Raw genomic sequence first — 25,332 nt, 5'->3', positions numbered from 1 at the left:
CGCCCTCAGAACGCGTAGCGGATGCGGCAGTACGGCATGATCCGGCGCACCAGCGCCGTGAACTCGGCCACCGCGTCGCCCTTGAGGCCGCGGCGGTAGCGCACGTTGACGGCGCCGTTCTCGCTGACCTTCCGCTCCTGCATGCCCGGCTGCCAGATGAGCTCCTCGGCCTTCGGGTGCCAGCCCATGTTGACCTCGTGGAGCTGCTCGTTGTGCGTGAGCAGGATGACCTCGGCCGCGAGCTGCGCCTTGGTGGCGGGCGCGAGCGTGTCGTCGAGCGTGCGGAGCAGCTGCTCCCACTCGGCGCGCCAGCCCGGCGTGAGGATGACGGGCGAGAAGTTGAGGTGCACCTCGTAGCCGGCCTCGACGAAGTCGTCGATGGCGGCGATGCGCTCCGGCATGGGCGACGTGCGGATGTCGGTGACGCGCGCGATGGCCTCCGGCATGAGCGAGAAGCGCACGCGGGTGCGGCCCATCGGATCCCACTCCAGCAGCTCGCGGTTGACGTGCTTGGTGGCGAACGAGGCCTTGGCCGTGGGCGACATGCGGAACAGGTCGACCAGGTCGCGCACGTTCGCGCTCACGCGCGCGTCGGCCGAGCAGTCGCTGTTCTCGCCGATGTCGTAGACCCAGGCCTCCGGATCGCACTGGTTCGGCTCGACCTTGGGCCCCTGCTTGGCGATGTGCCGGGCCACGTGGCGCTGGATCTGCTCGATGTTGGCGAACACGGTGATGGGGTTGCTGTAGCCCTTGCGCCTCGGCACGTAGCAGTACGCGCACGCCATGGCGCAGCCGTTGGCGGTGGACGGGGCGATGAAGTCGGCCGAGCGCCCGTTGGGCCGGGTGACGAGCGACTTCTTGACGCCCACGACGAGCGCCTCCGTCTTGATGCGCACCCAGCGCGCGACGTTGGCCTCGTCGCCGTGCACCTCGGGGATCTGCCAGTGCGAGGCCACCTCGACGATGGTGGCGTCGGGCCACGCCGCCACGATCTCCTGCCCGCGCGGCAGCTCGAGGGCGGCGGGCTCCGCGTAGATGCGCGTGATGTCGAGCAGCGCGCGGCGCGGCCGCGGGTCGGCGACGGGAGCGGGGGTGGTCACGGGTCCGTTCTACCCACCACCCCCGACATCGCCGCCGGCCCGCGGCCGCCCGGCTCAGCAGGTGCTGCGCTGCTCGCTGATGGTGAGGCTCACCGGCGGCGCGGGGCAGATGAAGCGCTCGTACCGGAGGTCGCCGTCGACGTGGCGCTTCAGCCAGGCGATGCTCGCGCTCGCGATGGTCGTGTTCGAGACGTTCGGCGCGAAGTGGCTCGCCCCGCGCAGCTCGAGGTACGCCTTCTCCGAGGCCCGCGTCAGCGACTCGTAGAAGGGCTCCGCGTGGCGGTCGACCGGCGCCGTGCGGTCGTCCTCCGCGCCGATGATGAGCGTGGGCGCCACGACCTCCGGCCAGGTCTTGTCGAGGTTGTACGGCGTCATGGGGATGACCGCGCGGATGGCGGGGTCGTCCTTGGCCGCCTGCAGGGATCCGCCGCCGCCCATGGAGTGGCCCATGACCGCGAGCCGCGAGCCGTCGACCCGGTCGCGCACGGAGCTGCTCGTGGCGAGGTACGACAGCGCCGCCCGGAGCTGGTCGCCGCGCGAGCTCGGCTGGTCGGAGGTGGTGGTCGTGTCGATGGTGAACACGACGAAGCCCTGCGACGCGAGGCGCGGGCCGAGCCACGCGATGCTCGACTGGCGCGCCGTGTAGCCGGGCGCGATCGCGACCGCGCCGAAGGTGCCGGCGCTCGTGGTGGTCGGGTAGTAGACGGTGCCGCCGCCGAAGCCGCGCACCGCCAGGCGGGACACCGAGGTCTCCGAGACCGCGAACGAGCCGCGCGCGGCCTCGATGCTCGCGGTGCTCGGCTCGGGTCCGCGCTCGTACGGGTTGACGGCCGCCGCCTGCGCGGGGGCGGTGAGGCCGAGGGCGGCCCCCGCCGCCACCAGCATCGTCGCCGTGGTCATGAGCAGGCCTCGCCGGCCGCTCCTCGTGGTCATGGTCATGGTCATCGTGCCCTCCCCGGGGACGGTCCGTGCGCCCGCCCGATCCTCCGGGAACACGATCCCGGGCCCCGCGGGCGCGTCATGCCCCGCACGCTACATTTGCTCTACCGGATGGTCAAGCAATCTCCCGGCGGCGCCCCCGCGACCGCGTCGGGCGAGGCGGGAGGCGACGAGCGCATGGACGACGACGCGATCGACGGACGCCGGCTGCGCTACGCCCACCGCCGCGGCGAGCTGCTCCGCGCGGCCACCGAGCACGTCCTCGACCGCGGCCTCGACGACCTCACCCTGCGCGGCATCGCCGACGGCGTCGGGGTGAGCCACGCCACCCTCGTGCACCACTTCGCGACCCGCGACGCGCTCATCGCCGAGATCGTCGAGCGCGTGCTCGCCGAGACGTTCGCGTCCCCGGATCTCGTGGCGGGCGCGGACGACCCGCTGCGTGCGCTGTGGGCGCGGGCGACGGATCCCGAGGGCCGCCGGCACGTGCGGCTCTTCGTCGCGATCACCGGCCGCAGCCTGCACGGCGACCCGCCCTTCGCGGCCGCGGTGGCGCGCTCCGTGCGGGAGCGCACCGCCCTCATCGCCGGGGCGCTCGAGGCGGCGGGACGGCCGCCCGCGGAGGCCACGGCCGCGGCCACCGTGATCCTCGGCGTGATGCGCGGCCTCATGGTCGACCTGCTCCTCACCGGCGACCGGCACCGCGTCGACGCCGCCTTCGCCGCCTTCGCCGCGGCGCAGGCGCGCGCCGCGGGCTGAGCGGACGACCGCGCGTCCTCGATGCCCCCCGGACGCGGGTCAGGAGCCGGATCCCCGTAGCCCCGGAGCGAATCCCCGTGGTGATGCGGGGGCGCTGCCATTGCGCACGGGAGGCCGCGAGCGGATCGTGAGCCGAGCGGATGCTCATGGAAGAGCCATGCCCACCGCCGAGACCTCCGGAGCGTCACATGTTCGACAGGAAGTTCATCACCCAGGCCATCGACAAGAGCGCGCAGTCGCCGCTCGACCGCCGCCGCTTCTTCAGCGCGGCCGGCGTCGCCGGTCTCGGGGTCGGCGCCGCCGCCCTCATCCCCGCGACGGGCGCCCAGGCCGCCGACGCGCAGGCCGAGGCCGACGCGGGCGCGGTCACCGACGCCGCCGTCCTCAACTTCGCGCTCAACCTCGAGTACCTCGAGGCCGAGTTCTACCTCCGCGCCGTCACCGGCAACGGCCTCGTGCCGAACGACATCTCGGGCGTCGGGACCCCCGGCAACGTGACCGGCGGCCGCGCGGTGCAGTTCAAGGACTACGCGATCCGCCAGTACGCGTACGAGATCGCGCAGGACGAGAAGGCGCACGTCAAGTTCCTGCGCGCCGCCCTCGGCTCGGCGAAGGTCGCGCGTCCCGCGATCGACCTCGACGCCGCGTTCTCCGCCGCCGCGACCGCCGCGGGCCTCATCAAGCCGGGCGAGAAGTTCGACGCGTTCGCCAACCAGGAGAACTTCCTGCTGGCCTCGTTCATCTTCGAGGACGTGGGAGTCACGGCGTACAAGGGCGCCGCGCCCCTCATCACCAACAAGACGTACCTCGAGGCGGCCGCCGGCATCCTCGCGGTCGAGGCGTACCACGCGGGCATCATCCGCTCGCAGCTGTTCGCCCGCGGCCTGGCCGAGCCGGCCAACGCGATCTCGAACGCGCGCGACTCGCTCGACGGCCCCACGGACCTCGACCAGGGCGTCACGGTCTCGGGCGGCGCGAACCTCGTGCCGACCGACGCCAACGCGATCGCCTTCAGCCGGACCCCCGGCCAGGTGCTGAACATCGTGTACCTGAACAACAAGGCCGTGACGAAGGGCGGGTTCTACCCGAACGGCGTCAACGGATCCGTCAACACCAGCGCCGCGAACTAGCGGCGACGGGCGGGCCGGGGCGCCGCGGAGGCGCCCCGGCCGTCCCGCCCGTGCACGTTCCCGACGCCGATCGCCGTCCGGAGCGTGACGAACCCGACGCCGGGCACGTCCACTCCCTGACACGCGATCGGTCCCCGGTCGCGCAGGACGGAGGATCCATGAGCACCGCTCCCGCGCCCGACGGCCGACGCCGCACGGCGCCCCCACTGCACGCGATCCCCGCGCTCGGCGGCCGACCGCCCGGCGACGACGCCGGCGACGACGCCGACGCGACCGTCGACACGATCGCGCCCGGCGCGAGCCTCCCCGACGACCGCGACGACCGCGGCGCCGACGATCCCCCGCACGCGCCCCGGTCCGCGGACCCGGGCGACGCGGCCGCCGCCCCCGCGCTCCGCCGCGGCCACATGTCCGGCACCGACCTCGACGAGGCCGTCGAGCGGTACTCCTCCCTCCACCCGGGCCTCGAGTTCCACGCGCAGCGGGGACCGGGCGAGTTCGCGTACCGCTACTCCTTCGTCGGCGACGAGAACGTGACCCTGCGCTCCTCGAGCTTCCCGGCCGAGCACTGGGGCCGGGTGCCCGCGGTGCCCGGCTACGTCGTCGCGTGGTGGCGCGAGGGGTCCGGCGCGGTCGACGCGGGCTCGCACGAGGTGCGCTCGAGCGGATCCCGTCCCTTCCTCCTGCCCTCCGGCCGCGCCTTCCCCTTCCGCTTCGCCCCCGGCGTGCAGAACCTCGTGCACATCGACGCGCGCTTCCTCGAGGAGACCGCCGCCGAGCTGCACGACGGCCGCTCGCAGCCCCTGGTGTTCGACCACGCGCGCGCGCCCGGCGTCGAGCAGGCGTCCGCGTGGCGGCGGGCCGTCGGCGAGGCGAGCCCCGTGCTGCAGGACGCGGCGTCGAGCCCGCTGCTGCGGATGCAGGCCGGCCTCCTCGTCGCGCGCGCCACCCTCCAGCTCTTCCCGTGGCACGACGTGCCGTTCAGCGCCGGGATGCGCGCGCCGCGGCTGAGCGCCGTCCGCGCCGCCATCGAGTACCTCCACCACCACGCCGACCGGCCCATCACGCCGGCGGATGCGGCCCGGGCCGCGGGCATCAGCACGCGCGTGCTCCAGCTCGCCGTGCGGCGCCACGAGGACACGACGCCGAGCGCGCTGCTCCGCGGGATCCGCCTCGACCGCGTGCACGCCGAGCTGCGCGACGCGTCGCCCACCACGACGACCGTGCGAGCCGTCGCCGAGCAGTGGGGCTTCGGCCACCTCGGCCGGTTCGCGGCGTCGTACTCCGAGCGCTTCGGCGAGCTGCCGAGCGCGACGCTGCGCGGCTGACCGGCGCCCCGCACGGGCCCCCGGCACGGGTCCGGATGCGCGGCCTATCCGCTCGCGCCCCGGCCCGTGTCCCGCAGGCGAAGCGCCGTCCGACCACCCTGGGAGTCGGCTGAGCCACGTGCCGAACGGGCCGCTCGATGCGTCTGAATGACGAGGCGGGATCGCGAGGCACCCTCGGATCCCGCGTCAGCAGCGGCACCATCCCGACCCACCACCACGAGAGAGAGACACCATGTCGAGCATCACCCCCACGTCCTCGTCCACCGGCGTCACCGGCACCGGCAGCACCGGCACGCCCGGCGGCAAGAACACCATCGCCGACGGCGTGATCGAGAAGGTCGCCGGCATCGCCGCGCGCCAGGTGGCCGGCGTCCACGACCTCGGCAACGGCGCGGCCCGTGCCGTCGGCGCGATCCGCAACGTCATCGGCCAGCAGGACCGCGGCCAGGGCATCTCCGTCGAGGTCGGCGAGACCCAGGTGGCCGTCGACGTCACGCTCATCGCCGAGTACCCCGTCGACCTGCAGCAGGTCGCCGACGACGTCCGCCAGGCCATCACCGACGCCATCGACCAGGTCGTCGGCATGGAGGTCACCGAGGTCAACGTCACGATCACCGACGTGAACCTGCCGTCCGACAAGCCGTCCGAGGACGACGCGGCCGAGAAGCGCGTCCAGTGACCCCCACCGTCACGGGCCTCCTCGTCGGGGCGGTCCTCGCCCTCTCCGGGCTCGCCTTCGGCTTCGGCGGCTTCCTCCTCGTCCTGATCTTCATGGCCGTGGGCTTCGGCGTCGGCCGCGTGCTCGAGGGCAAGCTGGACGTCCGCGGCCTCGCCGACGCCCTCCGCGGGCGCCGGTCGTCGTGAGCTCCGCGCTGGCGGAGCCCGGAACGCCCGGCACCGCCTCCCGGGCGACGCGGGGCCGCACGACCATCACGTCGCGCGCGGTCCGCCGCGTGGTCTCGGCCGTCACCGCGGACGCCCTCGAGGTGCCCGCATCCGACGTCACGGTCACGCTGACGGACGGCGGCGGGAAGCTCGCCGTCGAGGCGCGCACCCCCATCCGCGTCCCCGCGCTCTCGGACCGTCCGGTCGCCGAGGGGTCGCTGGTGGAGCGCCTCACCCGGGCGCAGACCGAGGTGCGCGAGCGCGTGCTCGACCTCACGGGATCCACCGTGGGCCGGGTCGACCTCCGCATCACGGGCGCCCGCATCCAGGGACGCAGGAGGGTGTCATGAGCACCGAGAGCACGTACCGCCGCCTCGTGCGGCGGGAGACGCACTCGTCGCGCGCGGGCATCGCCATCACGATCGCCGTGCTGCTGATCCTCGTGCTCGCCTGGCTCGGCACCGAGGCGGTGCTCGCGGCGCTCGGCGTCGCGCCGCTGCTGCTCGCGCCCGCCGACCTCGCGTCGTCGGCGCTGCAGGCGGCGTCCGCGCCGGCCGGCGCGCTCGTCGCGATCGGCGCGGTCGTGGCGCTCGTCGGGCTGATCCTCGTCATCGTGGGCATCGCGCCCGGCGGCCGCGGCCGTCGCGGCGCGAGCATCGGACGCACCGCGGCCGTCGTCGACGACCGCGTGATCGCCCGCTCGCTCGCCCTCACGGCCAGCCACGCGGGCGACGTGTCGCCCGACCAGGTCGACGTGTCCGTCTCCAAGCGCCGTGCCCTCGTCCGCCTCACGCCCTCCTCGGGCTACACGCCGGACAGGGCCGCGATCGAGGAGGCCGTCCGCGCGGAGCTCGCGGGATACGACTGCACGCCCGCGCTCACCGCCAAGGTGACGCTCGCGAAGGACGGGAAGGTGGGCGCATGACCAGCACGAACCGGGCGCTCAACCGCCTCCTCGTCATCGTGGTCGGGCTCGTCCTGATCGCGGTCGGCGTCGCCCTGGGCGCGGGCAGCCTGCTGCCGGACGTCCGGTCCACCGTCTCCGGCGCCGCGTCCGACGCGGAGCAGCCGGTGGGCGACGCGCTCTCCGGCGGCCAGCCGTGGATCCTCTGGGTCGTCGCGCTCGCCGCGCTCGTGCTCATCGTGGTCCTGGCGTGGTTCGCGCTCCGTCAGGGGCACGGCCGCACCGGGACGCTCGTGCGGCTCGAGGGCGGGCGCGACGCGTCGACGCCCACGGGCGGATCCGTCGTCATCGACGCCAAGGTCGCCGAGCAGCTGCTCGTCGACGCGCTGCACGACGACCCGGCGATCGTCTCGGTCGACGTGACGGCGTTCGAGGTGAAGCGCACCCGCACGCTGCGCGTCACCGCGGTCGCCCGACGCGGCGTCTCGCCCGTCGCGGTGCGCCGCACGGTCGACGAGGCCGTGGGACGGCTCGACGCGGTGCTCGGCGCCGAGGTGCCGGTCGTCATCCAGATCACCGGCGGGCTGCGCTCGAGCATGTCGAGCGAGACGCGACTCGCCTGATCCCCGCGGCCGCCCCGGTCCGGATCCCCGCGATCCGGACCGGGGCGGCCGTCCCCATCCCTGCACCACCGACGGAACGAGACGCACCATGACCGACGACGACAGCCCCTCCCGCGGCGGCTGGCTCGGCGGGTCCTTCGCCCAGAAGGCCGTCGACCCCCTGCTCCGCGCCGTGCGCGCCGAGATCGACTCCGCCAAGCGCGAGATCGGCGAGCGCGCCCGATCCGCGCGGACGGGCGCGATCCTGCTCGGCGCGGGCGTCGCCCTCGCGCTCGTCTCCCTCGGGCTGCTCGCCACGCTGGTCGTGGCGCTCCTCCTGCTCGCGCTGCCGCTGTGGGCGTCCGCGCTCATCGCGCTGGCGCTCTTCGCGCTCGCGACCGCGGTCGTCGTGCGGCTCGGGATCGCCCGGCTCTCGCGCGGCGTGCCGCCCGTGCCGACGGACACGCTGCACCACGCGCGCGACCGCATGCGGCCGGGCGACCGCGGCGACGACCGGGACGGATCCGCCGCACCCGGCGCCTCCGCCTCCGCGTCGGACTGACCCGCCGCACGGCGCTGCCTGTGGACGCCCGGAGCCGTCGGCGCCGCCGCTCGCCTACGGTGACCGTTCACGCCCGCTCGGCCTGGCGGCACCACGCGTCGCCATCCGGCCCACGGACAACCGCAGACCGCCGTCCCCCGGACGACCGTGCCGCCCTGCGGACCGGTCGACCCGTCGGACCGGCATGGGAGGCCCACCGATGAACCTGTCCCGACGCTCCGTCCTGGGCGGCGCACTCGCCGCCGTCCCCGTCACCCTGCTCGCCGCAGGCCCGGCGCACGCCGACGAGGCCGCGCCCGCTGCACCCGCCACCCCCGCGTCGGCGCCCCTGGCGTCCAACGGGCGCCCGATCGTGCGCGAGATCCAGCAGCAGCTGGTCGCCCGCTACGGCACCCGCGCCGGCTTCCCCGTCGTCACGACCGACGGCGTCTGGACCGGCGACGCCCACAAGGCGCTCATCCACGCGCTGCAGCTCGAGATCGGCATCGCCGAGACGACCGCCAACGGCGCCTTCGGCCCGCTGACGCGCAGCACCCTGCAGAAGCAGCCGGCCCTCACCGTCGGATCCGCCGACACCACCGGCTACCTCGGCCACCTCCTGCAGGCCTCGCTCGTGGTCATGAGCACATGGGACGGCCCCGTCGACGGTCGGTTCTCCGCCGAGCAGGCCACGCGCCTCTCGCAGTTCCAGCGCACCGTCGCCCTGCCAGAGACGGGCGTGGGCGACTACCGCACCTGGGCCGCGCTGCTCGCGAGCAACGGCGACCCGACGCGTCCCGGCGCGGCGGTCGACGGCATCGCCGTCATCGACGCCGCCCGGGCGAAGACCCTCCGCGACGCCGGCTTCACGGTCGTCGGCCGCTACCTCACCGACTCCGACCGGCCGGACGCGCTGGCGAAGCGGATCCAGGACGGCGAGCTGCAGGCCATCTTCGCCGGCGGCCTCAAGGTCTTCCCGATCTTCCAGGAGGGCGGCACCGACACCACGTACTTCTCGTACAACCTCGGCGTGCGCGCGGCCGGCCGGGCCGTCGACGCCGCGACCCGCCTCGGCTTCCTGCCCGGCACGGTCATCTACTACGCCATCGACTTCGACGCCACGCCCACCGAGGTCGAGACCTACCTCCAGCCGTACTTCCGCGGCATCCACGCCGAGCTGAAGCGCCGCGGCAGCGCGTACCGGGTGGGCGTCTACGCCGGCCGCCGCATCTGCGCGAACCTCGCGGCCGCGCACCTCACCGAGCTCAGCTACGTGGCCGACATGTCCACCGGGTGGGGCGCGAACCTCGGTGCGCGCATCCCGGAGAACTGGGCGTTCGACCAGATCCTCGAGCACAGCGTCGGCGAGGGCGACCAGGCGTTCGACGTCGACACGAACGTCGTGTCCGGCCGCGACCCGGGCCAGAGCCGGGTCCAGCCGCGCGGCTGATCCGCACCCGACGCGACGACCGACACGGGGCCGTCCGGACGATTCCCCCTCCTGGGGGACGCCCGGGCGGCCCCGTTCCGGTCGGATGGGGGCATGGCCCCGTCACCGCACCGACCGACCCGTCCATCCCGCCCGGCCCGCACGGCGATCGCCCTCGCGGTGGCCGCCGTCACGGCGCTCGCGTCCGCCTGCTCCGCTCCTCCCGCGGATCCCGCCGCGGACGCGCCCGTCGCCGAGCCCGTGGTGCTGCCGGGCTCGGTGGTCGGCCAGCAGGCGCAGTGGCTCCTCGACACGGTGAACGCGGAGGACGCCGTCCCCGTGCAGGAGACCGGCGAGCGCCTGGCGCAGGTGATGCTCGACGCGGCGCCCGCGGAGGAGCTCGCCGGCGTGCTCGAGCAGGTGCGCGAGGGCCGCCCGTGGACCCCGACCGCGCACGAGGAGCAGGACGGGCAGTCGGTCACCACCATCGTGAGCGCCGACGCCGGGACGTTCGACATGCAGGTCGCGGTCGACGCCGACGGCCTCATCGAGGGCCTGTTCTTCGGCGAGCCGGAGCCCGACCGGGAGCCCGCGACCAGCTGGGCGGAGCTCGAGGAGCAGGCGTCGGCGCTCGGCGGCGACGTCTCGCTCACGGTCACGCGCGTCGCCGACGGGGCGCTCGGCGAGCGGATCCTGCAGGTGCTGCCGGAGGGCGTGGCCGCGACCGATGCGCGGCCCGTCGGATCCATCGTCAAGCTCTACGTGCTCGGCGCGCTCGTGCGGGCCGTGGAGGACGGGCGCATCGGCTGGGACGACCCGCTCACCGTCACCGACGACGTGCGCAGCCTCCCCTCCGGCGAGCTGCAGGACGCCCCGACCGGCACGGTCGTGAGCGTGCGCGAGTCGGCAGGCAAGATGATCTCCCTCAGCGACAACACGGCCACCGACATGCTCATCCGGGCGCTCGGGCGGGAGGCCGTCGAGGCGGCGCTCGCGGACCTCGGCCACTCGGATCCGCCGCGGAACGTGCCGCTCATGACCACGCGCGACCTCTTCCGCGTCGGCTGGCAGGACGACGGCGCGCTGCGCGCCCGCTGGGCGGACGCCGACGCCGACGAGCGCCGCGCGCTCCTCGACGGGCTGCCGGGCGGCGCCCTCGACCTGCCCGTCAGCGCCGTCGCCGACGTCGCGTGGACCGACGGCGCCGACTGGTTCGCGACGCCCGACGACATCGCCCGCGCGCACGTGCGCCTCGCCGAGCTCGCGGCGACGCCCGCCGGGGAGCCCGTGCGCGGGATCCTCGCGGCGAACCCCGGCCTGCCGGAGCCCGAGCGGTTCGACCACGTGGCGTTCAAGGGCGGCAGCTCGGTGGGCACCCTCGCGCTGGCGCACCTCGTGGAGCGCGGCGACGATGCGTGGACCGTGGTGGTGCAGGCGGCCGCGCGCGAGGCGTCGGGGCTGGAGCGGCAGTCGGCGTACGCGGGCCTCGCGGCCGACGCCGCAGCCCTGCTGGCGGCCGGATCCCGTGGTTGACTCCACATGCGGCGGGGGCCGCGCGAGGGGAGCACGATGACGAGCGCTGACGCATCCGCCGGGGACGGGGAACGGGACGCCGGTCCGGCGGTCGCCGCCGAGGTCCTCGAGGCGCGGCTGGAGATCGGCCCGCGACGGCCCGTGCGGCAGGCGGTGCGCGCGATCGGCGCGATCGCCCTCGCGGCCGTCGGCGCCGACGGGGGCGACCTCGGCCGGGAGTCGGACCTGGTCGTCCGGCGCATCGACACGGGACGCGAGGTCCTGCGGACGAACGCCGGCAGCCTCGCCGAGGCCGACCTCCTGCTCCAGCGCGTGCGGCTGGACCTCGAGACCCGGAGCGTGGCGGACTTCGTCGCCGACTGGCGGCGGGTCGACGCGGATCCGGGCACCGGCACCGGCACCGGCACGGGCACGGACGCGACCGATGCGTGAGCGCGCCGCCCGCGTCCGCCTCGCGCTCGTCGCCGCGCTGCTGACCGCGCTCGCGATCCCGCTCGGCCTCGCCGCGCCCGCGCACGCCGACGTGGACGACTTCTCCTTCCGGTCCTTCGACGCCCTCTACCGGCTGTCCGCCGACGCCGACGGCCGCGCCGTGCTCCGCACCACCGAGACGCTCGTGGCCGAGTTCCCCGACGAGGACCAGAACCGCGGGATCCGCCGCGAGCTCGTCGAGGACTACGACGGCCACCCCACCGGCCTCCGCGTGATCTCCGTGACGGACGGCGCCGGGAACCCGCGCGCGTACGAGAGCGAGTCCGACGACGGCGCCCTCGTGCTCACCATCGCTGACGACGACTACGTGCGCGGCGAGCAGACCTACGTCATCGACTACGAGCAGCGCGACGTGATCCGCCCCTACGGCGACACGGACGCCGACGAGTTCTACTGGGACGTCAACGGCCTCGGCTGGCAGCAGCCGTTCGAGCGCGTGACCGCGACCGTGGAGATCGCGCCGGCGCTCCTCGACGGGCTCACGGGCGGCGCGGACGCCGCCTCCGGTCCGGCCGGCGCGGACGGGCCCGCGGAGATCACGCGCACCGACGCGGGCTTCACGGCGAGCGTCGTCGACCTCGGCCCGCGCGAGAACCTGAGCATCTCGCTCGGCTTCGAGCCCGGCACGTTCACCCCGCGCGACTCCTCGTTCCTCGCGGCGCCGTGGCCGGCGCTCTCGCTCGCAGGTGCCCTGCTGGCCGTGGCCGCCGCCGTCGGCGCCGTCGTGCTGCGCCGCCGCCGACTGTCGGACGCGCCCGGTCGCGGCACGATCGTCGCCGAGTACGAGGCCCCGGAGGGCGTGGGCGTGCTCGTCTCCGCCGTGGTCTCGGGCAACGCGGGGCGCGCGACCACCGCGCTCCTGCTCGACCTCGCGGTGCGCGGCGCGGTGCGGATCCTCCAGCGCGACGCGACGCTCGGCCCGGTCTCGTCGCTGGAGCTGGTGGATCCGTCGCGCGTCGTCGACCCCGACGAGCGCCGCTTCGTCGCCGCGGTCTTCCGCGACGGCGGGCCCGGCACGGCGGTGGAGCTGAAGCGGACGGACGCGAAGGCGGCCACGCGGATCCAGAAGGTGATGGCGGGCGTCGCGAAGCGCACGGTGGCGGACGGGCTGCGGAAGCCCGTGCCCGTGGGGCCGATCGTGCTGCTCATCGTCGCGGCGTCGATCGGCATGGCGGCGGCCATCGCGTTCGCGGTGCTGTCGCTCGTGGGCGCGTACGGCGGGCTCGTGACGGTCGCGTTCCTGGTGACGGCCGTGCTGGCGCTGGCCGTGACGATCCTCGCGCTCGTGAAGCACCCCCTCACGGAGCGGGGCGTCGCGCTGCGCGACCACCTCGCGGGGCTCCGGGAGTTCATCCGGCTGGCCGAGGCCGACCGGATCCGCATGCTGCAGTCGCCCGAGGGCGCCCTGCGCACCGACCTCCCGCGCGACGACCGCGACATGCTGTGCCTCACCGAGGAGCTGCTGCCCTACGCCGCCATGTTCGGCCTGGAGCGCGAGTGGGCCGACGAGCTCGGGCGCCGGTACGAGCACCAGCGGCGCGAGCCGGGCTGGTACTCCGGCAGCGCGCCCTTCGCCCCCGCCTCCTTCGCGAGCGGCCTCGGGTCGGTGTCGTCGAGCATGCACGGCACGTACTCGGGGTCGAGCTCGAGCGGCGGATCCACGGGAGGGACCACGTCCGGCGGCGGCGGTGGAGGAGGCGGGGGCGGCGGCGTCTGATCCCGGCGGGGTCCGATCCCGACGCCGCGCGGGTCAGCCGGCGGTGGGCCGCGTCCAGTACGCGTAGCGCGAGACGGGCGCGAAGCCGAGCCCGGAGTAGAGCGCGCGGGCGCCGGCGTTCTCCTCGACGACCTGGAGCCAGAGCGCGCTGATCCCGCGGTCGAGCCCGGCGCGCACCACGGCACCCATGGCCGCGCGCGACAGGCCGCGGCGCCGCGCCTCGGGCCGGGTGGCGACCGCGAAGAGGCCGCCCCAGCCGTCGACGAGCGCGAGCCGGGCGGTCGCGAGGACGCGGGGCGCGGATCCGTCGGCGGCGGCCTCGCGCTCGCGGACCGCGGCGTACAGGGCGGGGCCGCGCTCGAGGATCCCGCGCGCGACCCACAGCTCCGCGGATCCGCCGCGCCCGTCGACGCTCCACCACGCGTCGAGCCAGGCGTCGTCGGGCGCGTCCGCGACCGTGACCGCGAGCGCGGGATCCGTCGACGCGTCCCCCAGCCGGTCGGCCACCGCGCGCGCGTCGGCCACCTGCACGAGCGTGCGCGCCTCGGCCGCGTAGCCGCGCGCCGCCAGCCGCGCCGCGAGGTCCGCCGGCTCCGACGCGGGCGACACCTGCACGCAGGGGGCGATCCCGTGGGCGCGCGCGAAGGCCTCGACCGCGTCGAGCGCGCCCTCGGCGTCGGCGACGGGACCGGCGGGGAGCGCCGAGTTGGCACGCTTGGTCACGCCGCCGGCCGCGCGGAGGAGCCAGCCGCCGTGCCGCTCCCGAGCATCCGCGGGCCAGCCGCGGTCGGCCAGGTCGTCGAGCAGCGCGGCCGCGGCGCGCGGGTCCATGCCGCGCACGGACGCGGCCGCCGGCGCCGCGGATGCGCCCGGCTCCCCCGTCACGCCAGCGGCCCCGCGTCCGCCGGACCGCGCGACACCTCGTCGTCGGCGTCCGCGGCCCGCAGCACCCGCAGCGCGTTGCCGCCCGCGAGCGCCCGCAGGTCGTCGTCCGACCAGCCGCGCTCGGCGAGCGCCGCGATGAGCGCCGGGTAGCGCGAGACGTCCTCGAGCCCGTCGGGCGTGCGGTCGACGCCGTCGTAGTCGCCGCCGAGGCCCACGTGCCGGGGGCCGGCCACCTCGCGGATCCGCTCCACGTGCCGCACGACGTCGGCGAGCGTCGCGCGCGGCCGCTCCCCCGGGCGCCGGGCGGCGACGGCCTGCACGCCCTCGTGGTCGCGCGGGTCCACGCCCTCCGCGATCGCGAGCATCAGCGTCTCGTCGTGCCACTCCGCCACGGCGGGCGACACGAACTGCGGCACGAACGTCGCCATGCAGACGCCGTCGTTCGCGGGCAGCGACTGGAGCACGTCGTCGGGCACGTTGCGCGGCACGTCGCACTCGGCCCGCGCGCCCGAGTGGGAGAACAGCACCGGTCGGCGGGCGATCCGCAGCGCGTGCCGCATCACGTCGGCCGACACGTGCGAGAGGTCGACGACCATGCCGATCCGCTCCATCTCGGCCACCACGCGCTCCCCCGAGGCGCTCAGCCCGTGCAGCACGGGCGCGTCGGTCGCGGAGTCGGCCCACGCGACGTTCGCGTTGTGCGTGAGCGTCATGTAGCGGACGCCGAGCGCGCGCATCGTGCGCAGCGCGCCGAGGGAGCCGCCGATCGAGTGGCCGCCCTCCATGCCGAGCAGCGACGCGATGCGGCCCGACGCGACGACGCGCGCGACGTCGTCGGCGGTCACGGCGAGCGCGAGCCGATCCGGGTGCGCGGCGACGAGCCGCCGCACCACGTCCACCTGCTCGATGGCGGAGCGCACCGGGTCGACGCCCGGGAGGTCGGGCACCCACACCGACCAGAACTGCGCCGCGACCCGGCCGCGCTCGAGGCGCGGCAGGTCGGTGTGCAGCCCGGGCACGGCGTCCTCGACGGCGAGGCGCGCGAGCACGTCGTCGCCGACGGACGCGCTCGGCCCGCCCTCCCGCACCGCGCGCTCGCGGAGCGCCCAGGCGAGGTCGTCGTGGCCGTCGACGATCCCCTGGCCCTCGAGGACGCGGACCACGCGCGCGGCGGTCGTCGGGTGCAGGGGGGCCAGGGCGTCGTCGGCGGTCACGGGCGGATCAGCGCCCGGTGCCGTCGACCGCGAGCGGCTCGATGGCCGCGAGCTCGTCGTCGGTCAGCGCCGGGGCGCCGGCCGCGGCCACGTTCTGCTCCAGCTGCTCCACGCTCGAGGCGCCGATGAGCGCGCTCGTGATCCCCGGGTGCCGCAGCACCCACGACAGCGCGAGCTGCGCGAGCGTCTGCCCGCGCGCCTCGGCGACGGCCTGCAGGCCGCGCGCCCGCTCGAGGTACGTCTCGGAGACGGCGGACTCGTCGAGGAACCCGCTGGTGGCGGCGCGCGAGTCGGACGGGATGGATCCCGACAGGTACCGGTCGGTGAGCAGGCCCTGCGCGAGCGGCGAGAACACGATGCAGCCGGATCCGGCCTCCTCCAGCACGGGCAGCAGCCCGCCCTCGACGTGCCGGTTGAACATGGAGTAGCTCGGCTGGTGGATCGTCAGCGGCACCTTGTGCTCGGCGAGCGCGGCGACCGCCCGCTCCGTCTGCTCGGGCGAGTAGTTGCTGATGCCGGCGTAGAGCGCCTTGCCCTGGTGCACCGCGGTCGCGAGCGCGCCCATGGTCTCCTCGATGGGCGTCTCGGGGTCGGGCCGGTGGGAGTAGAAGACGTCGACGTACTCGAGGCCCATGCGCCCGAGGCTCTGGTCGAGCGACGCGAGCATCGACTTGCGGGAGCCCCACTCGCCGTAGGGGCCGTCCCACATGAGGTAGCCGGCCTTGGAGGAGATGACGATCTCGTCGCGGTACGGGCGGAGGTCCTCGGCGAGGATCCGGCCGAACGCGGTCTCGGCGCTGCCGGGGGGCGGGCCGTAGTTGTTGGCGAGGTCGAAGTGGGTGATGCCGAGGTCGAAGGCGCGGCGGACGATGGCGCGCTGCGTGTCGATGGGGCGCGCGGTGCCGAAGTTGTGCCAGAGGCCGAGCGAGAGCTCGGGGAGCTTGAGGCCCGAGCGGCCGGAGCGGCGGTAGGGCATGGACGAGTAGCGATCGGGATGAGCGACGTAGGTCATCCGCCGAGCGTACCGAGGGCGCTCGGCGCGACGGCGATGTCCGGTCGTGTCCACCCCCTAGGCGGCGGACGGCCGAGGGCCTTCACTGGAGGGGTGCACATCATCCACTACGCCGACGGACGGTACCTGACGGGTGACGAGGTCGCGGTCGCGGTCGTCGACTACGCGGAGGCGCTCGCCCGCGAGGGCACGGCCGCCGCGACGGTCGTGATCCCGGTGCGCGCCGACGACGGGTCGGTCCAGCGCGTGGAGCTCCTCATCGGGCCGGCGAGCCAGATCGTGGTCGAGGCGGGCGCCCCCTCCGACGACGAGCTGCTGGACCCGGAGCTCGTCGAGCGGATCCGCCAGGCCACCGTGCGCGCCCGCTACCAGCAGAGCGGCACGCGCGTGTCGGAGCACCACCAGGACGGCGCCTCCGTGCCCGGCTTCGAGGACCTCGACCGCTAGCTCCGCGCCGGCCGCCGGTGCGGAGGGCGCGCCTCGCCGCGGCCCGCTCGCCGCCGCGCCGGTGCCGCACGCTCCGGGCGGCTCCGGGCACGGGAGGATGGATCCGCCCCCTCCCCGACCCGCCCGACCAGGAGCAGCATGCCCGACACCGCCGTCCCGTCCGCCCTCCTCCACCTGCGGGCGTCCGGCGTCTCGCTCGTGCTCGACCTCGTCGACGGCCGCCTGCCGGCCGTCGTGCACTGGGGCGCGGACCTCGGCGCCACCACCGCGGCCGACCTCGAGACGATGGTGCTCGCGGCCGTCGAGCCGCTCGTCGGCAGCGTCGCCGACGAGCCCGTCCGGCTCGCGATCCTCCCCGAGGCGCACACGGCGTGGCTCGGCAAGCCGGGCCTCGAGGGCCACCGCGACGGCGCCGACTGGTCGCCGCTGTTCCGCGTGACCGCCGCGACCGTCGACGGCGACCCGCTGCCCGCGGGCGCCGACGGCCGCCCCGGATCCGCGTCCGTCGGCCCCGCCCTCGTGCACGTGGACGCGGTCGACGACGTCGCGGGCCTCGCGCTCGCGCTCGACGTCGAGCTGCTGCCCTCCGGCCTCGTCCGCACGCGCGCCGAGGTCCGCAACCTGCACGCCGCCACCTACGCCGTCGGCAGCCTGATGCTCGCGCTGCCCCTCCCGGCCGAGGCCCGCGAGATCCTCGACTTCGCCGGGCGGTGGGGCCTCGAGCGCACGCCGCAGCGCCGGGAGCTCGTGGTCGGGATCCACGAGCGCGAGGGCCGCAAGGGCCGCACCGGCCCCGACGCGGCGACGCTCCTCACCGTCGGCACGCCCGGCTTCGGCTTCCGCCACGGCGACGTCCGCGGCGTGCACGTCGCGTTCAGCGGCAACCACCGCCACTACGCCGAGCGCCTGTCGACCGGCCGCCAGGTCATCGGCGGCGGCGAGCTGCTGCTGCCCGGCGAGGTGCGGCTCGCGCAGGGCGAGGCGTACGCGAGCCCGTGGGTCTACGCCGCGTTCGGCCACGGCCTCGACGACCAGGCCGCCCGCTTCCACCGCTTCCTGCGCGCCCGCCAGTCGCACCCGCGCCGCGACCGGCCCATGACGATCAACGTGTGGGAGGCCGTCTACTTCGACCACGACCTCGCGCGCCTCACCGACCTCGCGGATCGCGCCGCGGCCCTCGGCGTGGAGCGGTACGTGCTCGACGACGGCTGGTTCCGCCACCGCCGCGACGATCACGCGGGTCTCGGCGACTGGTACGTCGACGAGACGGTGTGGCCGGACGGGCTCGACCCGATCATCGACCACGTCACGGGCCTCGGAATGGAGTTCGGCCTCTGGTTCGAGCCCGAGATGGTGAACGAGGACTCCGACCTCGCCCGCGCGCACCCCGAGTGGATCCTCGCCACGGGCGGCCGCCTCCCGGTGCGCGCCCGCGACCAGCAGGTGCTCGATCTGGTGATCCCCGAGGCGTACGCGTACGTGCTCGAGCGGATGACCGCGATCCTCTCCGCCCACGACATCGCGTACGTCAAGTGGGACCACAACCGCGACCTCGTCGACGCCGGCATCCACCCGCGCGGCGAGGCGGGCGTGCACCTGCAGACGCTCGCCGCGTACCGGCTCATGGACGAGCTGCGGGCCCGCTTCCCGGGCCTCGAGATCGAGGCATGCGCGTCCGGCGGCGCCCGCGTCGACCTCGGCGTGCTCGAGCGCACCGACCGCGTGTGGGTCTCCGACTGCATCGACCCGCTCGACCGCCAGACGATGATGCGCTGGACCATGCAGCTCCTCCCGCCCGAGCTGCTCGGCTCCCACATCGCCTCGGGCGTCAGCCACACCACGGGCCGCGCGCACCGCCTCGCGTTCCGCGCGGGCTCGGCGCTCTACGGCCACCTCGGCATCGAGTGGGACCTCGCGCAGGCCAGCGACGAGGAGAACGCCGACCTCGCCGCGTGGATCGCCCTCTACAAGGAGGAGCGCGCACTGATGCACACGGGCACGGTCGTCCGCGCCGACGAGAGCGACCCGACCCTGCTCGTGCACGGCGCCGTCGCGTCGGACGCCGCCTCCGCGCTGTTCTTCCTCGCGTCGATCGGCCGCTCCGAGGTCTCGCCGCGCGGCCGCTTCCTGCTGCCGGGCCTGGATCCCGAGCGCCGCTACCGCGTGGAGCCCGTGCGCGTCGGCACCCCCGAGCCCGGCTTCACGGCCCCGGCCTGGTGGGACGGCGTCGAGCTGACCGGCCGCGCGCTCGCCGCCTCGGGCCTGCACGCGCCCGCGATGATGCCGGAGTCGATCGCGATCCTGCGGGTGACGGCGGTCTGATCCGCGGCGGACGCACGACGACGGCCCGCCGTGCGTCCCCTGACGGGAGCGCACGGCGGGCCGCATCGGCATCAGGCGCCGGGATCAGGCGCCGGGCGCCTGCTCCCCCGGCTCGTCGCTCCACGCCCGCGCGACCGTGAGCCCCTCGCCGTCGGGCGCGAGGTCGACGCGCACGGCGTCGCCGTCGCGCACGTCGCCCGCGAGCAGCTCGCGCGCCAGGCGGTCGTCGATCTCGCGCTGCATGAGGCGGCGCAGCGGCCGCGCGCCGTATAGCGGGTCGTGGCCGCGCTCGGCGAGCCAGCTGCGCGCATCCGGCGTGACCCCGAGCGTGAGCCGGCGATCCGCGAGCCGCACCCCGAGCCGGTCGATGTAGAGCTCGACGATCTGCGCCAGGTCGTCCATCGACAGCGTCTGGAACACGACGATGTCGTCGAGCCGGTTCACGAACTCCGGCTTGAAGGTCTGGCGCACGAGCTGCTGCACGGCCTCCTCGCGGCTCTCCCGCGGCAGCGACGCGTCGCTGATGAACTGCGAGCCGAGGTTGCTGGTCAGCACGAGGATCACGTTGCGGAAGTCGACCGTGCGGCCCTGGCCGTCGGTGAGCCGGCCGTCGTCGAGCACCTGCAGCAGCACGTCGAACACCTCGGGGTGGGCCTTCTCGACCTCGTCGAGCAGCACCACCGAGTACGGGCGCCGCCGCACGGCCTCCGTGAGCTGGCCGCCCTGCTCGTAGCCGACGTACCCGGGAGGGGCGCCGACCAGGCGCGAGACGGAGAACTTCTCCCCGTACTCGCTCATGTCGATGCGGATCATCGCCTTCTCGTCGTCGAACAGGAACTCCGCGAGCGCCTTCGCGAGCTCGGTCTTGCCGACGCCCGTGGGGCCGAGGAAGAGGAAGGAGCCGGTGGGCCGGTCGGGATCCGAGATGCCGGCGCGCGTGCGGCGCACCGCGTCCGCGACGGCCCGCACCGCCGGCTTCTGGCCGATGAGCCGCTTGCCGAGCTCCTGCTCGAGGTGCAGCAGCTTCTCGGTCTCGCCCTGGAGCAGCCGGCCGACGGGGATCCCCGTCCAGGCCGCCACGACCGCCGCGATGTCCTCGGCGGTCACCTGCTCGTTCACGAGGCGCTCCTCCGCCTGCGGCACCGACTCGGCGGCCTCCGCCTGCGCGACCTCGCGCTCGATCACGGGGATCTCGCCGTAGAGCAGGCGCGACGCCTTCTCCAGGTTCCCCTCGCGCTGGGCCCGCTCCGCGCGGATCCGCAGCTCGTTGAGCTCGTCCTTCAGCTTGCCGACGCGGTTGACGCTCGCGCGCTCCGCCTCCCACCGCCGCTGCAGGTCGCCGAGGGCCGCCTCGCGCACGCCGATGTCCTCGCGCAGCTTCTCCAGCCGCGCCTTCGACGCCTCGTCCTTCTCGCGCTTGAGCGCGAGCTCCTCGAGGCGCATGCGGTCGACCGCGCGGCGCAGCTCGTCGATCTCGACGGGCGACGAGTCGATCTCCATCCGCAGGCGCGACGCGGCCTCGTCGATGAGGTCGATGGCCTTGTCGGGAAGCTGGCGGGCGGGGATGTAGCGGTTCGAGAGGGAGGCCGCCGCGACGAGCGCCGCGTCCGTGATGGGCACCTGGTGGTGCGCCTCGTACCGGCCCTTGAGCCCGCGGAGGATCGCGACGGTGTCCTCGACGCTCGGCTCGCCCACGTAGACCTGCTGGAACCGGCGCTCGAGCGCGGCGTCCTTCTCGATGTACTGGCGGTACTCGTCGAGCGTGGTGGCGCCGATGAGGCGCAGCTCGCCGCGGGCGAGCATGGGCTTGAGCATGTTCGACGCGGCGACGGACCCCTCGCCGCCGCCCGCGCCCATGAGCGTGTGCAGCTCGTCGACGAAGGTGATGATCTCGCCGTCGGCGTCGTCGATCTCCTTCAGCACCGCCTTCAGGCGCTCCTCGAACTCGCCGCGGTACTTCGCGCCCGCGACGAGCGCCGCGAGGTCCAGCGACACGAGCTGCTTGCCCTTGAGCGAGTCGGCCACGTCGCCCGCGACGATGCGCTGCGCGAGGCCCTCGACCACGGCGGTCTTGCCGACGCCGGGCTCGCCGATGAGCACCGGGTTGTTCTTGGTGCGCCGCGTGAGCACCTGGCTGATGCGCCGGATCTCCGCGTCGCGTCCGATGACCGGGTCGAGCTTGCCGCTCTTCGCGATCTCGGTCAGGTTCACCCCGTACTGCTCGAGCGCGGTCTTCGCGTTCTCGTCGGTGGCGGGTGCGCCCTGCATGTTGGCCAATGCGTTCCTTCCTTCAGGTACTTGAGTCTCTGTGACTCAAGTTTACGCGAGGCGGGCGCGGACCGCTACCGGCCGGCGGTGACGGGCCCGGCCGCGGCGGTCACCGCCCGCGCGACGTCCTCCGTCACCATGTCCGCGTTCGCCATCGCGCCCGCCATGGTGCCGGCGGCCATCGCGACCGGGACGTTCGCGGATCCGCTCGACGCGTTGCCCGCGATGAGGAGGCCGGGGACGCTCGTCCGGCCCATCGGGTCCGCCGCGACGAACGGACCCCACGGCGTCTCCTCGACGTCGGCCCCGAGCGCGCGGGCGAACCCGTCGCGCGGTGCGACGCCCGGCATCGCGAAGAGCGAGTCGAGCGGGAGGATCCGGCCGTCGGCGAGCTCGACGCCCTCGAGCGCGCCGCGCTCGCCGAGCACGCGGACGACGGCCGCCTCCTCCACGCGGATGCCGCGGGCGTCGATCCCGGCGCGGGTCGCGGCGTCGATCTCCAGCGGCCGGCCGTCCGCCGTGCCGCCCGCGACGAGGAACGTGATGTCGGGCGACCACTGGCGCAGCATCTGCACGTGATGGAGGCTGCCGGGCCCGGTGGCGAGCACGCCGATGCGGCGGTCGCGCACCTCGTAGCCGTCGCAGTACGGGCAGACGACGACGCCGGCGCCCCAGTGCGCGGCGAGGCCGGGGACCTCGGGGAGGACGTCGGCGAGGCCGGTGGCGAGGATCACGCGGCGGGCGCGGACCTCGGCGCCGCCGTCGAGCGTCACCCGGAAGCGCGGGCCGGCCGGGTCGTCGACCGCGGTGATCCCCTCGACCCGCCCGTCGACCACGACGCCGCCGTAGCCCTCGATCTCGCGACGCCCCTCGGCGACGAGCTGCCGCGGCGGCTTCCCGTCGTGGCCGAGCACGCCGTGCATGTGCGCGGCGACCGCGTTGCGCGGCTGGCCGGCGTCGACCACGAGCACGCTCCGGCGGGCGCGTGCCAGCATGAGCGCCGCGCTCGATCCCGCCACGCCTCCGCCGACGACGACCGCGTCCCACTCGATCCGACCTGCGATGCCCTGTGCGATGTCCATGCCTCGACTCTCGCCGGTCGCGTCGTCACGCGCACGAGTCCTTGCGAAATCAGCAAGACGCACGGACCCCCACCCGGAGTGGGGGTGCGGCCGGGCACGCGCGTAGTCATTCGTTATCCGCCCTGATCAGGGACTCCGATACGTTTCCCACACGGGAGGAATCCCCGCGGATCCGCTCGGGTCCGCCCTACCGCCGCGTCCTCCGGGACCGGCTCACCTCGATCAGGAGCCCCATGGACCTCACGCCCGCCGCAGCCCGCACCACGCGACTGCGACGCCCCGTCACCGCGCTGTGCCTCACGGCCGCGCTCGTCGCCGCCCCCCTCGCCTGGGCGCCCGCCGCGCACGCGGCCGTGGATCCCGCGACCGGCACGACGCAGACGGAGCCCGCGGACGTGACCGCCCCGCAGGTGGACGCGGCGTCGGCGGACGCGTCCCCCGCGGTGATCCCGTCGGAGCCCGTCGCGCCGGAGGCCGCCGCGGCGACGCCCGCCGCCGAGGCCCCGGTCCGCGAGCGCGCGAGCATCACCGTGGACGACGACACCCTCGACCCCGACCAGCCCGTCTCCCCGGGCATCGCGCTCGAGGCAACGGGCTTCCTGCCCGGCGAGCCCGTCACCGTCTCGATCACGGCGCCGGCCGGCGTGCAGGTCGACCTGGACCTGGCCACGCGGGTCGGGGAGCCGACGAAGTACGGCCTCACCCATCCCGCGGACGACCGCGGGCGCGTCTCGCACCGCGTCGCCTTCGCCGGCGTGTACTTCGCGACGAACGGCGCCTACACGCTGCATCTGACCGGCGAGGAGTCCGGCCTCGTCCTCTCGAAGGACCTCTCCATCTCCGGGGTGTCGAACACCAGCCCGGACTCCGACCTGCCCCTCCCCGAGGACGCGGCCATCAGCATCCCCCGCACCACCATCACCCCCGACGACCTCGTGCGTCCCGGCGTCCCGGTCACGGCGACGGGCTTCCTGCGGGGCGAGGGGGTCACGGCGTCGCTCCGCGGGCCGTCGGGCATCGGCGACGGCTTCGCGCTCCGACGCGCGGGCGATCCCACCAGCATCGGCCGCACGCAGACCGCCGACGAGCGGGGCCGCTGGGCGTACGCCGCGGTCCTGGAGGGCGTGTACTACGCCCCGAACGGCGACTACGTCCTCACGCTCACGGGCGAGCGCTCCGGCCTCGTCCTCACGCAGGCCTTCACCGTCGCGGGCGTCTCGGACACGAGCAGCGACGGCGACCACCACGCCGGCGTCGCCGCCGCCGCGCGGCTCCGCACCTCGGGCCGGGACTCCCTCCCCGTCACGGGCGGCGGCGACTCCGCCCTCGCGCTCGGCGGCCTCGGCGCGCTGATGCTGCTGGCCGGCGGGGCGCTCGTCGCCCGCCGTCGCCACCGCTCCGCGTAGCGGTCCACGCAGGCCGCCGCTCCGGCGCCGGATGCGCGGAAGGCCCGCCGCCCTCTCGGGTGGCGGGCCTTCCTCATGCGTGCCGCGGGCGGGGATCAGCCCGCGGCGACCGCCAGCTCGTTCGGCGTGACCTCGAGGGTCGTGCTGGAGAGCACGTCGCCCGTCGTGAGGTCGACCGCGTGGACCTGCTTCGCGGCCGGCTCGGTGACGTAGCCGACGCCGTCGGCGACGACGATCGCGGGGTGCGGGTCCTGCCACTCGACCGGGCTCTCCCACGCGTCCATGACGGGGAAGGAGTCGGTCAGCTCGCCGGTGGCGGGGTCGAGCACGTGGATCGCGCCGTCCGAGCCCATGATGTACGCCTTGTCATCCGGGCCGCGCGCGACGTCGCGGAACGTGTAGCCGACGCCCTCGGGCAGGTCGACGACGCGGAGGGTCTCGGCCTCCGTGTCGATCAGGGTGACGGCGTTCAGTAGGTAGCCCTCGGCGTCCGGGTCGGACTTGTAGTCGCCGACGATGATCGGGCTGGTCTCGCTCACGTAGGCGTTGCCCATGCGGCCGTAGGGCTGGTCGGGCGCGCTGAGCTTGGTGATCGCGCCGTCGTCGTAGACGAGCGCGCCGTCCTCGCAGCCGAAGACGACGACCTCGCCGGCCGCGGTGCCCTCGCCGTGCACGCCGGGGCACTGGTCGCTCTGCGCGATGACCGCGCCGGACGCGTCCTTGACCTCGATGCCGTTGCGGCCGTCCGCGTTCCCGACGGTCGTGAGGAACGTGCCGTCCTCGAGCACGATCGAGACGCCGTGGTGCGCTTCGACGCCCTCGATGGTCTCCGTCTCGGGCATGCCGTCGGTGGAGGCGAGGGCCGCGGTGTCGAAGACCGTGGTGTCGCTCGTGCCGTCGGCGTAGAGGATCGTCTTGCCCGCGTGCCGGACGACGTGGCCGGGGGTGTCGGCGGGGAACACCGTGTCGGTCAGCTCGGCCTCGTCGGAGCTGCCGGCGGCGGTGTCGAGCACCTGGAAGCCGTCGCTCATCGTGACCATGACGTGCCGGTCGTCACCCGCGGGGTTGAGGCGGGTGAACTCCTCGGAGTCGAAGTCCGAGACGGTCTCGAGGCTCGTCCCGTCGAGCACGAGGATGCCGCCCTCGTACGAGACGGCGACGCGGGATCCGGCTGCCTCGCCGGATGCGGCCGCGCCGTCGGAGGACGCGGATCCCTCGGGGGCGGGGGTGGAGCAGGCCGCGAGCGTCGCGGCGAGGCCCAGGGCGACGGCGGCGTGGCCGGTCCGTCGGAGGCGGGGGGTGCGCATGGTGTTCCTTCTCTGTGTGGGTGGATCGCA

At 75.0% G+C, this 25,332-nt stretch carries 24 protein-coding genes; 16 read left to right on the top strand and 8 right to left on the bottom strand.

Annotated elements, in window-relative coordinates:
• Positions 1 to 5: 5 nt before the first annotated feature.
• Positions 6 to 1,100 carry a spore photoproduct lyase family protein gene (locus H9X71_RS01430; protein ID WP_191147990.1) on the bottom strand — a complete coding sequence of 365 codons (1,095 nt, stop codon included), beginning with the start codon at positions 1,098 to 1,100 and terminating at the stop codon, positions 6 to 8.
• 54 nt (positions 1,101 to 1,154) lie between these two features.
• Positions 1,155 to 2,033, bottom strand: a complete 879-nt coding sequence (locus H9X71_RS01425) for a poly(ethylene terephthalate) hydrolase family protein (RefSeq protein WP_236006657.1) — start codon at positions 2,031 to 2,033, stop codon at positions 1,155 to 1,157.
• Positions 2,034 to 2,150: 117 nt separating this feature from the next.
• Between H9X71_RS01425 and H9X71_RS01420 the strand changes: the two genes are divergently transcribed.
• From H9X71_RS01420 to H9X71_RS01360, 13 genes are all read left to right on the top strand, one after another.
• Positions 2,151 to 2,798 carry a TetR/AcrR family transcriptional regulator gene (locus H9X71_RS01420; RefSeq protein ID WP_191147988.1) on the top strand — a complete coding sequence of 216 codons (648 nt, stop codon included), beginning with the start codon at positions 2,151 to 2,153 and terminating at the stop codon, positions 2,796 to 2,798.
• 188 nt (positions 2,799 to 2,986) lie between these two features.
• Positions 2,987 to 3,928, top strand: a complete 942-nt coding sequence (locus tag H9X71_RS01415; protein WP_191147987.1) for a ferritin-like domain-containing protein — start codon at positions 2,987 to 2,989, stop codon at positions 3,926 to 3,928.
• Positions 3,929 to 4,086: 158 nt separating this feature from the next.
• Positions 4,087 to 5,256 carry a helix-turn-helix transcriptional regulator gene (locus H9X71_RS01410; RefSeq protein WP_191147986.1) on the top strand — a complete coding sequence of 390 codons (1,170 nt, stop codon included), beginning with the start codon at positions 4,087 to 4,089 and terminating at the stop codon, positions 5,254 to 5,256.
• 232 nt (positions 5,257 to 5,488) lie between these two features.
• Positions 5,489 to 5,935: an Asp23/Gls24 family envelope stress response protein gene (locus H9X71_RS01405; RefSeq protein ID WP_191147985.1), complete on the top strand. Its 447-nt coding sequence runs from the start codon at positions 5,489 to 5,491 to the stop codon at positions 5,933 to 5,935.
• Positions 5,932 to 6,120, top strand: a complete 189-nt coding sequence (locus H9X71_RS01400) for a DUF2273 domain-containing protein (RefSeq protein ID WP_015489105.1) — start codon at positions 5,932 to 5,934, stop codon at positions 6,118 to 6,120. The genes H9X71_RS01405 and H9X71_RS01400 overlap by 4 nt, the downstream gene beginning before the upstream one ends.
• Complete coding sequence (locus H9X71_RS01395) at positions 6,117 to 6,491, top strand: hypothetical protein (RefSeq protein ID WP_191147984.1); 375 nt, start codon at positions 6,117 to 6,119, stop codon at positions 6,489 to 6,491. Before H9X71_RS01400 ends, H9X71_RS01395 begins: the two co-directional genes overlap by 4 nt.
• Positions 6,488 to 7,066: a hypothetical protein gene (locus tag H9X71_RS01390; protein WP_191147983.1), complete on the top strand. Its 579-nt coding sequence runs from the start codon at positions 6,488 to 6,490 to the stop codon at positions 7,064 to 7,066. Before H9X71_RS01395 ends, H9X71_RS01390 begins: the two co-directional genes overlap by 4 nt.
• Positions 7,063 to 7,668 (top strand): Asp23/Gls24 family envelope stress response protein, encoded by a 606-nt coding sequence (locus tag H9X71_RS01385; protein ID WP_191147982.1) that lies wholly within the window; start codon positions 7,063 to 7,065, stop codon positions 7,666 to 7,668. The genes H9X71_RS01390 and H9X71_RS01385 overlap by 4 nt, the downstream gene beginning before the upstream one ends.
• A gap of 88 nt (positions 7,669 to 7,756) precedes the next feature.
• A complete protein-coding gene (locus tag H9X71_RS01380) occupies positions 7,757 to 8,209 on the top strand; it encodes a phage holin family protein (protein WP_191147981.1) in 453 nt (150 codons plus the stop codon).
• A 199-nt stretch (positions 8,210 to 8,408) separates the two neighbouring features.
• A complete protein-coding gene (locus H9X71_RS01375; protein ID WP_244961699.1) occupies positions 8,409 to 9,638 on the top strand; it encodes a glycoside hydrolase domain-containing protein in 1,230 nt (409 codons plus the stop codon).
• Positions 9,639 to 9,731: 93 nt separating this feature from the next.
• Positions 9,732 to 11,150 (top strand): serine hydrolase, encoded by a 1,419-nt coding sequence (locus H9X71_RS01370; RefSeq protein ID WP_191147979.1) that lies wholly within the window; start codon positions 9,732 to 9,734, stop codon positions 11,148 to 11,150.
• 36 nt (positions 11,151 to 11,186) lie between these two features.
• Positions 11,187 to 11,582: a hypothetical protein gene (locus tag H9X71_RS01365; protein ID WP_191147978.1), complete on the top strand. Its 396-nt coding sequence runs from the start codon at positions 11,187 to 11,189 to the stop codon at positions 11,580 to 11,582.
• Complete coding sequence (locus H9X71_RS01360) at positions 11,575 to 13,359, top strand: DUF2207 domain-containing protein (RefSeq protein ID WP_191147977.1); 1,785 nt, start codon at positions 11,575 to 11,577, stop codon at positions 13,357 to 13,359. The genes H9X71_RS01365 and H9X71_RS01360 overlap by 8 nt, the downstream gene beginning before the upstream one ends.
• 33 nt (positions 13,360 to 13,392) lie before the next feature.
• Here the strand turns inward: H9X71_RS01360 and H9X71_RS01355 are convergent, their stop codons facing one another.
• From H9X71_RS01355 to H9X71_RS01345, 3 genes are read right to left on the bottom strand one after another with little or no spacing between them, the layout of a single operon-like run.
• Entirely contained in the window at positions 13,393 to 14,190 is a 798-nt protein-coding gene (locus H9X71_RS01355; protein ID WP_191147976.1) for a GNAT family N-acetyltransferase, read from the bottom strand.
• Between the two features lie 50 nt (positions 14,191 to 14,240).
• Entirely contained in the window at positions 14,241 to 15,458 is a 1,218-nt protein-coding gene (locus H9X71_RS01350; protein ID WP_244961698.1) for a dipeptidase, read from the bottom strand.
• A 7-nt stretch (positions 15,459 to 15,465) separates the two neighbouring features.
• Positions 15,466 to 16,470, bottom strand: coding sequence for an aldo/keto reductase (locus tag H9X71_RS01345; protein WP_191147975.1), 1,005 nt, complete (start codon positions 16,468 to 16,470; stop codon positions 15,466 to 15,468).
• Between the two features lie 93 nt (positions 16,471 to 16,563).
• Between H9X71_RS01345 and H9X71_RS01340 the strand changes: the two genes are divergently transcribed.
• Both H9X71_RS01340 and H9X71_RS01335 read left to right on the top strand, forming a co-directional pair.
• The gene (locus H9X71_RS01340; protein WP_244961696.1) at positions 16,564 to 16,917 is read left to right on the top strand and encodes a hypothetical protein; all 354 of its coding nucleotides are present in this window, start codon (positions 16,564 to 16,566) and stop codon (positions 16,915 to 16,917) included.
• A gap of 138 nt (positions 16,918 to 17,055) precedes the next feature.
• Positions 17,056 to 19,239 (top strand): alpha-galactosidase, encoded by a 2,184-nt coding sequence (locus H9X71_RS01335; protein ID WP_191147973.1) that lies wholly within the window; start codon positions 17,056 to 17,058, stop codon positions 19,237 to 19,239.
• Between the two features lie 84 nt (positions 19,240 to 19,323).
• Here the strand turns inward: H9X71_RS01335 and H9X71_RS01330 are convergent, their stop codons facing one another.
• Complete coding sequence (locus tag H9X71_RS01330) at positions 19,324 to 21,516, bottom strand: ATP-dependent Clp protease ATP-binding subunit (protein WP_191147972.1); 2,193 nt, start codon at positions 21,514 to 21,516, stop codon at positions 19,324 to 19,326.
• Between the two features lie 65 nt (positions 21,517 to 21,581).
• Positions 21,582 to 22,589, bottom strand: coding sequence for an NAD(P)/FAD-dependent oxidoreductase (locus tag H9X71_RS01325; protein WP_191147971.1), 1,008 nt, complete (start codon positions 22,587 to 22,589; stop codon positions 21,582 to 21,584).
• A gap of 233 nt (positions 22,590 to 22,822) precedes the next feature.
• Between H9X71_RS01325 and H9X71_RS14815 the strand changes: the two genes are divergently transcribed.
• Positions 22,823 to 23,995 (top strand): LPXTG cell wall anchor domain-containing protein, encoded by a 1,173-nt coding sequence (locus H9X71_RS14815; RefSeq protein WP_213003956.1) that lies wholly within the window; start codon positions 22,823 to 22,825, stop codon positions 23,993 to 23,995.
• 95 nt (positions 23,996 to 24,090) lie between these two features.
• Here the strand turns inward: H9X71_RS14815 and aztD are convergent, their stop codons facing one another.
• Positions 24,091 to 25,302, bottom strand: a complete 1,212-nt coding sequence (gene aztD / locus H9X71_RS01315) for a zinc metallochaperone AztD (protein ID WP_191147970.1) — start codon at positions 25,300 to 25,302, stop codon at positions 24,091 to 24,093.
• Positions 25,303 to 25,332: the final 30 nt, after the last annotated feature.

Source organism: Clavibacter zhangzhiyongii (genome assembly GCF_014775655.1).
Taxonomy (GTDB): Bacteria; Actinomycetota; Actinomycetes; order Actinomycetales; family Microbacteriaceae; genus Clavibacter; species Clavibacter zhangzhiyongii.
This window is presented reverse-complemented; position numbering and strand designations above follow the sequence as displayed.

Bases quoted from the DNA above. Each gene is read 5' to 3' on its own strand.
- H9X71_RS01425 (WP_236006657.1), bottom strand. From the start codon at position 2,033: ATGACCACGAGGAGCGGCCGGCGAGGCCTGCTCATGACCACGGCGACG.
- H9X71_RS01420 (WP_191147988.1), top strand. From the start codon at position 2,151: ATGGTCAAGCAATCTCCCGGCGGCGCCCCCGCGACCGCGTCGGGCGAG.
- H9X71_RS01415 (WP_191147987.1), top strand. From the start codon at position 2,987: ATGTTCGACAGGAAGTTCATCACCCAGGCCATCGACAAGAGCGCGCAG.
- H9X71_RS01410 (WP_191147986.1), top strand. From the start codon at position 4,087: ATGAGCACCGCTCCCGCGCCCGACGGCCGACGCCGCACGGCGCCCCCA.
- H9X71_RS01405 (WP_191147985.1), top strand. From the start codon at position 5,489: ATGTCGAGCATCACCCCCACGTCCTCGTCCACCGGCGTCACCGGCACC.
- H9X71_RS01390 (WP_191147983.1), top strand. From the start codon at position 6,488: ATGAGCACCGAGAGCACGTACCGCCGCCTCGTGCGGCGGGAGACGCAC.
- H9X71_RS01385 (WP_191147982.1), top strand. From the start codon at position 7,063: ATGACCAGCACGAACCGGGCGCTCAACCGCCTCCTCGTCATCGTGGTC.
- H9X71_RS01380 (WP_191147981.1), top strand. From the start codon at position 7,757: ATGACCGACGACGACAGCCCCTCCCGCGGCGGCTGGCTCGGCGGGTCC.
- H9X71_RS01375 (WP_244961699.1), top strand. From the start codon at position 8,409: ATGAACCTGTCCCGACGCTCCGTCCTGGGCGGCGCACTCGCCGCCGTC.
- H9X71_RS01370 (WP_191147979.1), top strand. From the start codon at position 9,732: ATGGCCCCGTCACCGCACCGACCGACCCGTCCATCCCGCCCGGCCCGC.
- H9X71_RS01365 (WP_191147978.1), top strand. From the start codon at position 11,187: ATGACGAGCGCTGACGCATCCGCCGGGGACGGGGAACGGGACGCCGGT.
- H9X71_RS01360 (WP_191147977.1), top strand. From the start codon at position 11,575: ATGCGTGAGCGCGCCGCCCGCGTCCGCCTCGCGCTCGTCGCCGCGCTG.
- H9X71_RS01355 (WP_191147976.1), bottom strand. From the start codon at position 14,190: ATGGACCCGCGCGCCGCGGCCGCGCTGCTCGACGACCTGGCCGACCGC.
- H9X71_RS01345 (WP_191147975.1), bottom strand. From the start codon at position 16,470: ATGACCTACGTCGCTCATCCCGATCGCTACTCGTCCATGCCCTACCGC.
- H9X71_RS01335 (WP_191147973.1), top strand. From the start codon at position 17,056: ATGCCCGACACCGCCGTCCCGTCCGCCCTCCTCCACCTGCGGGCGTCC.
- H9X71_RS01325 (WP_191147971.1), bottom strand. From the start codon at position 22,589: ATGGACATCGCACAGGGCATCGCAGGTCGGATCGAGTGGGACGCGGTC.
- H9X71_RS14815 (WP_213003956.1), top strand. From the start codon at position 22,823: ATGGACCTCACGCCCGCCGCAGCCCGCACCACGCGACTGCGACGCCCC.
- aztD (WP_191147970.1), bottom strand. From the start codon at position 25,302: ATGCGCACCCCCCGCCTCCGACGGACCGGCCACGCCGCCGTCGCCCTG.